This window comes from Pseudoalteromonas sp. CO109Y, assembly GCF_004208935.1.
In the GTDB taxonomy this organism is placed as follows: Bacteria; Pseudomonadota; Gammaproteobacteria; order Enterobacterales; family Alteromonadaceae; genus Pseudoalteromonas; species Pseudoalteromonas shioyasakiensis.
In genome coordinates, this window is the sequence record NZ_SGPD01000009.1 from 22,464 (window position 1) to 29,837 (window position 7,374).

10 protein-coding genes are annotated in these 7,374 nt (G+C 40.3%); 3 read left to right on the top strand and 7 right to left on the bottom strand.

The annotated features are described in order from the left end of the window. Positions 1-31 precede the first annotated feature (31 nt). The 5 genes from EXT43_RS02340 to EXT43_RS02360 form a co-directional block, all read right to left on the bottom strand. Positions 32-448, bottom strand: coding sequence for a hypothetical protein (locus EXT43_RS02340; RefSeq protein ID WP_062565116.1), 417 nt, complete (start codon positions 446-448; stop codon positions 32-34). Next, the gene (locus tag EXT43_RS02345) at positions 435-1,772 is read right to left on the bottom strand and encodes an ATP-binding protein (RefSeq protein WP_058584761.1); all 1,338 of its coding nucleotides are present in this window, start codon (positions 1,770-1,772) and stop codon (positions 435-437) included. Before EXT43_RS02345 ends, EXT43_RS02340 begins: the two co-directional genes overlap by 14 nt. Further along, positions 1,766-2,440 carry a response regulator transcription factor gene (locus EXT43_RS02350; RefSeq protein ID WP_054552907.1) on the bottom strand — a complete coding sequence of 225 codons (675 nt, stop codon included), beginning with the start codon at positions 2,438-2,440 and terminating at the stop codon, positions 1,766-1,768. Before EXT43_RS02350 ends, EXT43_RS02345 begins: the two co-directional genes overlap by 7 nt. Before the next feature lie 2 nt (positions 2,441-2,442). Beyond that, positions 2,443-2,694: a PepSY domain-containing protein gene (locus EXT43_RS02355; RefSeq protein WP_054552908.1), complete on the bottom strand. Its 252-nt coding sequence runs from the start codon at positions 2,692-2,694 to the stop codon at positions 2,443-2,445. A gap of 151 nt (positions 2,695-2,845) precedes the next feature. Continuing rightward, a complete protein-coding gene (locus tag EXT43_RS02360) occupies positions 2,846-3,145 on the bottom strand; it encodes a YciI family protein (RefSeq protein WP_062565117.1) in 300 nt (99 codons plus the stop codon). 176 nt (positions 3,146-3,321) lie between these two features. Here EXT43_RS02360 and EXT43_RS02365 point away from each other — a divergent pair, with 176 nt between their 5' ends. Then, the gene (locus tag EXT43_RS02365; protein WP_062565118.1) at positions 3,322-4,746 is read left to right on the top strand and encodes a sodium-dependent transporter; all 1,425 of its coding nucleotides are present in this window, start codon (positions 3,322-3,324) and stop codon (positions 4,744-4,746) included. A gap of 60 nt (positions 4,747-4,806) precedes the next feature. On the opposite strand, the gene EXT43_RS02370 is transcribed toward EXT43_RS02365, so the two are convergent. After that, entirely contained in the window at positions 4,807-5,445 is a 639-nt protein-coding gene (locus tag EXT43_RS02370; protein WP_054552911.1) for a CPBP family glutamic-type intramembrane protease, read from the bottom strand. A gap of 58 nt (positions 5,446-5,503) precedes the next feature. Further along, the gene (locus EXT43_RS02375) at positions 5,504-6,091 is read right to left on the bottom strand and encodes an inner membrane-spanning protein YciB (RefSeq protein WP_054561224.1); all 588 of its coding nucleotides are present in this window, start codon (positions 6,089-6,091) and stop codon (positions 5,504-5,506) included. Between the two features lie 194 nt (positions 6,092-6,285). On the opposite strand from EXT43_RS02375, the gene EXT43_RS02380 reads away from it, so the two are divergent. Together EXT43_RS02380 and EXT43_RS02385 are read left to right on the top strand one after the other, a co-directional pair. Further along, the gene (locus EXT43_RS02380; RefSeq protein ID WP_054552913.1) at positions 6,286-6,555 is read left to right on the top strand and encodes an HU family DNA-binding protein; all 270 of its coding nucleotides are present in this window, start codon (positions 6,286-6,288) and stop codon (positions 6,553-6,555) included. A 137-nt stretch (positions 6,556-6,692) separates the two neighbouring features. After that, the gene (locus tag EXT43_RS02385; RefSeq protein WP_130166254.1) at positions 6,693-7,265 is read left to right on the top strand and encodes a type 1 glutamine amidotransferase domain-containing protein; all 573 of its coding nucleotides are present in this window, start codon (positions 6,693-6,695) and stop codon (positions 7,263-7,265) included. The last annotated feature ends 109 nt before the right edge of the window (positions 7,266-7,374 follow it).

The window sequence follows — 7,374 nt, forward strand, 5'->3', positions numbered from 1 at the left end:
AATGATTAAGTGTTATTGCGGATTGGTATTATTACTTTAGAGGTCGCTGTAAAACCTGCACATGGTTTTTTAGGATCTCAATTTCACATTGCTTGTAGGCAATAGCGGCTTTCGTACCATTTGGCATTTTTTGTAAATAACGCCAACGACAGCTGTCTTCTAAATAACGCTCTTGGTTCTTGATGCTGCGATTAAAAATCGGTAGCAATTGGCTGTTACCGGTATCTTCTTTAATTTTCTCAAGATCCATAGTGAGCTTATTAATCCACATCTTTTGGTCACGCTGAATATCAGCGATAACTTGATCAAGACATTGAATATAGCGTTTTGTGTCATCGGTATTGTTGCTTGCAAGCTCACAGGTTTGCTCTGCTTGAGCATGCGATGCACTTGCAATTAAAGCTAAAAAGCTGCCTTTTACGAGTATTGATGTTTTATTTTTTATCATGGTAATTAAACTCTAATATAAACTCAGCACCGGCTAGTTTCTCTGCGTCTTTAATGGTTAATGTGCCATTATACGAGTTGACTAAATCCGACACGATAGCCATGCCGACACCATGGCCGCTTTCGTAGGTATCGAGTCTGGTACCGCGAGTTAGTAATGATTCACGCTTGTGCTCAGGTACACCTGGGCCATCATCACTTATACTGAGCGTTAACTTTTTGTTCTGCTTAACCTTTATATCGACCTGTGAACGGCAAGCTTTACAGGCATTATCGATTAAATTACCAAGTAGTTCCATCAAATCTGTTTTATCACCTAAGAAATAGTCTTTTTCACTAACCTCTGAGGTAAATATAATATCTTTGTCGCGATAAACCTTGCTCATCGCGCTTAAGATTGAATCAATAACAGGCTTGATATGAGTTTGTTTCTTCCAGGTGTCAGACGCACCTGTTGCAGCGCGCTTTAACTGGTGTTCGATCATCACATTAATACGGTCTAGCTGCTCTTGTGCATCCGCATCATTGGCCAATGGGCTAGATTTAAGCACTGCCAAAGGTGTTTTTAATGCATGAGCAAGGTCGCTTAATGACGCGCGATAACGTTCTTTTTGGCGCTGCTGCGATTCAAGCAATAAGTTTAAATCGGCTTTAATGGTTTGTAGTTCAACCGGGTAAAGACCTTTAATTTGTTGGTTATCACCCGACTCAATGGCTTTAATTTCTTTATCGAGTCGTTGCAGTGGCCTTGCGCTCCAAACAAAACCAATCGCCATTAGCGCTGCAATGGCCACACCCATCACATACATCCAATTTACGAGTGTTTGCTTAAAGCCATCCATCAGCCTCAGTAGGGCATCATTACGCTTTAATAGAATAAAACGTGCATGCTCTGATTGGTCAATGTTTTCTAAAATAACAGTAAGCGTTAATTGCCAGTAAACAGTATTGTTGTATTCAACACGGCGAAAATCCGCAGAGCCTGCGGGGGCTTCAAAGTTATCAGGAATAAAGTTGATATTGGTCGCCGACTCAGAGTACCAAACCGGCAAGTCACCGCGATAAACCATCGCATAGGTGTCTGAGTTTAATCGGTTTAGCTCTGGCGTTAAGATAGTACTTGGCATAACGATGCCGCGTTCAGTGAAATCAACTTCAGAGATTAATGAATATAAGTGAGCTTCGAGGGTTTTTTCGGTCGCTTCGACCAAAGAGGCGTAGTAAGCCTTACCAATTGAGAAAAACAGAATTGGTAGGGCGACTAATAAAACAAAGACAAGGATAAATCCTTGCCTTACTTTAAGCGGTATTTGCGATGCTACCACTGACTTTTTAGCCTATAACCACGGCCGCGTAATGTTTCAACTGGGTTAAGGGTACCATCAGGGTCAAGCTTCTTACGTAAACGCAACACGAATACTTCGATTACGTTTGAATCAAGGTCGAAGTCTTGGTCGTAAATGTGCTCTGTTAGTTCAGATTTAGAAATTACCTTTTGTGGGTTAACCATTAGGTATTCTAAAACTTTGTATTCGTATGCCGTTAAGCTAAGTTCTTTATCGTTAACCCATACTTGCTGTGAGCGAGTATGAATTTTAATAGGGCCAGCTGTCATTTCTGGGTTTGCTTTACCTGCACTGCGGCGGATAAGTGCATTGCAGCGGGCAATTAGCTCTTCAACGTGGAAAGGTTTAGTTAGGTAGTCATCTGCACCTGCATCTAAGCCTTCTACTTTATCTTGCCAACGGTCACGTGCCGTTAAAATCAAAATAGGAATAGTAATACCTTGCGCACGTGCTTTGGTAATTAATTCAATACCATCTACTTTTGGTAAGCCTAAATCGACTACCGCCATATCTAGCGGGTATTCGGTAATATGGAATAAACCAGCTTCACCATCGTGACAAAGGTCAACGCTGTAACGCTCTTTTTCTAGGGCATTACGAAGGTTATCTGCTAAGTGTAAATCATCTTCAATAACTAAAATTCGCATTCTTAATCCTTTTTCACTTCGCCAGTCTTTTTGTTCACATGGACATCAACCACGTGGCCGTTCGTTTTTAAAATTCTTACGGTAAATACTTTATCTTGCTCTGTGATTTTTAGGGTTCGGCCGTCTTCAGATTTTTTGGCGATCGTCACAGCCTGCTTTTTAGTCACCTCTTGGGCTTGTTTCTTATTGGCATCAGCATGAAAGCTTGATAATGCAAATAAAAGACTAAAACTGAAGGCTAATAATATGCGCATGACGGGGAACTCCTAAACCAGACCCATTTAGTTTAATTAACCAATTAACTAAAATTCAAGTAATTACGTTAAATTCTGTAATTCAATAGCCAAATCTTAGTTAATAAGCCGTGAACAAACACTGAATTATTGATTCAGTTAAGTTCAGAGGTTAACCAAATACTTTTTTAAATGGTTTTACGACTGAGTTGTCGTAAACACCCGCCGCAATATACGGATCGTTTGCAGCCCATTCGCGTGCTGCTTCTAATGACTCAAATTCAGCAACCACTAATGAACCAGTAAAACCTGCTTCAGCCGGATCTTCACTATCTATTGCTGGTAATGGGCCTGCCGTAAATAAACGGTTTTGATCGTCTAACTCTTGAAGGCGTGCTAAGTGAGCAGGGCGTGCAGATTTGCGAGCTTCTAAACTATTTTCAACATCAGTTGAATAAATCATATACAGCATGGTGTGTTCTCAATGTTATTTTTAAAAAATAGTAGCATATTCTTAGCAATAGACGAGAGATTATTCGCGTAATAATCTTTACACAAACCCATATAACTTTAACTTATAAAGCTTGAAATACGCGGTGTAACACTGGTAGAGTCGCTGGGTTGAGAAAATAATAATAAGGTTTTTAAATGAGCGAAAAACGCGAGCATTTTAGCTCCCGCCTCGGTTTTATTTTAGCGGCAGCCGGTTCTGCTGTAGGTATCGGAAACTTAGTGGGTTTTCCTGTTTCAGCTACAAAAAACGGCGGTGGTGCTTTCCTTTTAGTCTATGCATTGTTTGTCATTTTCATCTGTTTGCCAGTGATGATGGCTGAAATGGCCATGGGTCGTAAAGCACAAAAAGATCCACTTGGTTCATACAAATTTTTAGCGGGCAACGATCCAAAATGGAACTTTGCTGGCTTTTTAGCCGTATTGACGCCATTTATGATTGCTGTTTTTTATATGGTGATCACAGTATGGATTTTCGGTTATTTATCGCAAACCGCTTTTGGTAATCTAGATGCTTTGGCACAGCCAGATAATTTTGGCTCTTTTATCAATAGCTACACCGTGTTTGGTTATATGGCCGTGGTTGCCATCATCGTTAACTTGATTTTAGTGGGCGGTGTTAAAGAAGGTATTGAAAAAGCGGCTAAGTTTATGATGCCAGCTTTATTTGTACTACTCACCGCATTGGTTGTATACGTACTAACACTTGATAACGCAATGGCCGGTGTTAAGTACTATGTTGTGCCTGATTTTTCAAAAATGGATGCCAGCGTATTAAATGGTGCATTAGCTCAAGCGTTTTTCTCGTTGTCGTTAGGTATGGGTATTTTAATGACCTATGCATCGTATATTTCTAAGAAAGATGACATTGTTGGTAGTGCAAAAATGGTTGCAGTTACTGATTCGATGGTGGCATTTATTGCTGGTCTAATGGTGCTTCCAGCTATTTTCAGTTTTAACCCAGATACTGACCCAAGTACTTTATCTGACTCGTCAGTATCGATGATTTTTGTATACCTACCAAAAATTTTATTAGCGTTACAAGCTGATATTGGCTACGTGGGTGCATCAATTGTTGCGTTTGTATTCTTCTTACTTGTCTTTTTTGCTGCAATTACGTCACTTGTATCAATTGTAGAGGTGCCAACAGCAACATTAAGTGACCGCAAAGGTATCAGCCGTAAAAAAGCACTGGCTATCTTAACTTTATCTACAGGTGTATTGACTGTGCTGTGTACCATGTCATTTGGTATGGTTGACTCGCTTACAAAGTTTGTTAGCTATGGCGGTGCAGATAAGAGCTTATTTGATATTGTTTATGATGTGTTTTACGACACAATTTTACCGCTAAATGGTTTAATGGTGTGTTTATTCGTTATGTATCGTTGGAAAAAAGCAAACTTATCGGCAGAGCTAAGCCAAGGCTGTGAAGGCTATGTTGGTAGCTTTACAGAGAAGTATGTGAACTTCTCGCTATCAACGTTTATCCCTGCCATTTTATTACTAATCTTTGTAAATACGGTGGCGACTAAGTTCTTCGCATTTAGTATTTTCGGATTTTAAAAACCAGCTCAATACTTGGCCGCGCATTTTGCGCGGCTTTTTTATACCTACCTTTTTATTTTAAAAGGCCCCGGCATCGAGCACATCACCCAAGCCAAGGGTAAACATCCACAGTCCCCATAAGCTGTGTTCAATCACGCACACGAAGGTCGAGCGGCTTTGCGCATAGGTGTAAGAAAAAAGCAGCCCACCTAAAAATGCCAACAATACGGCCAATACATTCGCATAGACAATGTGAGCCAACGCAAACACTGATGCGCTGACAATAATACGCACTGTTTTACTTGGCATAATGCGTTTATAACGATGGAAAAAATAGGTTCTAAAAATAAGTTCTTGCGGCATCACCGATAAAATGGGGTAGAGCAATAACAACATTAGCCAATCGTTAAATGAGTTTCGAGGCAGTGAAAACCAATTTTCTTGATTCATGATGCCGTAAAACATTCCAGAGAATAGCGCCCCTAAAAAGAAGAAACTAAATAAGCGACGTTTTACCGCACTAAATTGCCCAAGGCTTGTTAAACGAAAGCGTTTAAAATGGGGATCAGATAAAAGCAACATGCCGCACACGGCCATTAAAATAATAAGGGCAGGAATAAGCCAGTTAGCGAGGTAGGCACGAAGAAAGAAGCCTAATAGCGGCAAAGAAACAAATATGAGGGTAAATTCAAGCCAGCGGTATTGGTTAGCGTTCAATGTCGTCTCAGCGTGTTTTTTGTTTACGCTAACAAGCTAAGACGACAGATTTATGACATTAAGATTGCTTTGGATCTTTCTCTTCGTCATCTTCAGGTAAGTATTTGAACAGGGTGATGATCGTTGCTAACACGCAAACAAAGGTAATGCCCATTAAGCCAAACACTTTAAAGTTAACCCAAAAATCGAGCGAGAAGTTATAGGCAATGTAGATATTCAGCGCCGAGATACCTGCAGTCACGGCAACCCAAAATAGGTTAAGCTTATTCCAAAGGGCTTCAGGTACATTGATTTCTTGTTTACTTTCAGAGGCATTTTCTAAAATCGAGCTAAGTGCTTTTTTCACTAAGTTTTTGCCAAGTACATAGCGGCTTACTAACAAAGTAACACTGAAAATGGCATACACAATGGTGGCTTTCCATTTAACAAACTGCTCATCGTGGAACACTAAGGTGAGGGTACCTAACACCACCGCTATAGCAAAAAACACCCAGTGACGGGTTGGCACTTTACCATCTTTAAAATAACAGTAAGCAACTTGAATTAAGGTGGTTAGCATCAGCAAGGCTGTTGCCCAATAAATATCAACTAACTTGAAAACCGCAAAAAATAAAATCAGCGGGATGTATTCAATAATCGCATGCATAAATTTATAAATGCTCTAATTTAAAAAGATACTGGGTTGTATCAAGTTATCACGCAAGATACAAGGTTGACTTAACAGCCCTGAAAGCTTAGCCTCCCGAGCCAATCTGGCCTAAACCTGCGTTTAGGTTGTTTTACCTTATCTTTTTCCGCTTAACCTCAGATGATTAAGCGGCGTATTTTGGAGCACTTTTTATGAATAAAGCCGCGTTAGTATCGCAAATGGCTGCCCACAGTGAATTAACAAAAAAAGACACACAAGCTGCCTTAACCAGCATCTTAAATGCTATCGAAAAGTCTCTTTCTGAGGGTGACCAAGTGCAAATTAATGGCTTTGGTACGTTTGCTTTGAGTTATTACCCAGCACGCAAAGGACGCAACCCACAAACCGGTGAAGAAATTGAAATAGAAGGCGCTAACAAGCCAGTTTTTAAACCTGCTAAAGCACTCAAAGACGGTTTATAAGCAGGATTTGCAAAGCTGTTGTAGTATTTACAGAGCATAAATAGAACACCTGAAAATTTATTCAATATTTTCAATCTATTAAGTTTGGCATGTTGTCTGCTGTTAATCATTTAGGTTTACCTAAATAAGGAGATAACATGTCAAATTTAAATAGCCAACTGAATGGTAAAAAGATTGCCATTCTTGCAACCAATGGTTTTGAGCAAAGCGAGCTATTGTCACCACGAAGCGCATTATTAGAAGCTGGTGCACTTGTCGAAGTTGTGTCACTTGAGCGTGGCGATATCACCGCATGGGATGAAAACCAATGGGGTGAACGAGTCAGTGTTGACCGCGTAGTCAGCGAAGCAGACTCTGCAGAGTATGACGCGTTACTTCTGCCTGGTGGCTTATTCAACCCAGATACGTTACGTCAAGATAGCGAAGCAAAAGCCTTTGTTGATGGTTTTTTCAGTGCCGGTAAAAACAAACCTATTGCCGCTATTTGCCACGGTCCATGGCTATTAGCCGAAATTAACAAACTACGGGAGCGCAAAGTAACTTCATACCCAAGTATCAAAACAGATTTGATCAATGCAGGAGCTAATTGGGTTGATCAAGAGGTGTGTGTTGATAAGGGCATAGTTACAAGCCGAAGCCCAGCCGACCTGGAAGCCTTTAATCGAAAATTCATAGAAGAAATTAAAGAAGGCATTCACCGCCATCATTAATCATAAATTCTTAAGCACAAAAAAGGGCCTTTAAGGCCAATGCCAGTCAGTTAAGCTGACTGGCATTTCTTTTTTTATGTGGGTACTTTGATGGCTTAGGCTTTATCGC